Annotated in this window: 1 protein-coding gene; it reads right to left on the minus strand. The window is 65.0% G+C overall.

Going from position 1 to position 440, the window contains the following annotated elements; all coding sequences use genetic code 11:
* The coding region (locus ACLZOT_RS50005) for an acyltransferase domain-containing protein (RefSeq protein WP_416975986.1) at positions 1-440 on the minus strand (440 nt) is incomplete at both ends.

A 440-nucleotide genomic window follows, 5' to 3' on the forward strand; every position in this document is an offset into this window, starting at 1 on the left:
CACATCACCCCACCCTCAGGCAGAGCACCCATCAAACGAGCCCGAGCACCCACAACCCGGCACGCATCCGCAAGATCGAACACCCCCGCCACATACGCAGCCGCGATCTCCCCCACCGAATGCCCGATCACCACATCCGGCCTCACCCCCACCGACTCCCACAACCGCGCCAGAGCCACCTGCAACGCGAACAACCCGGTCTGAGCCCACTCCGTACGATCCAACCGCTCCCCAGGCCCACAGAAAACAACCTCCTTCAACTCACCCCCCAGCAGCTCACACACCTCATCGAACGCCTCCGCAAAGACCGGGAACCGCTCATACAACCCGGCACCCATCCCGACCGACTGACTCCCCTGCCCACTGAACAACCACACCGTCTCCCCCACCGAAGACACCAGGGCAGGCCCGACCAGATCCGGATGCCCCTCACCCCTGGC

It is taken from the genome of Streptomyces sp. 4F14, from assembly GCF_048159485.1.
Taxonomy (GTDB): Bacteria; Actinomycetota; Actinomycetes; order Streptomycetales; family Streptomycetaceae; genus Streptomyces.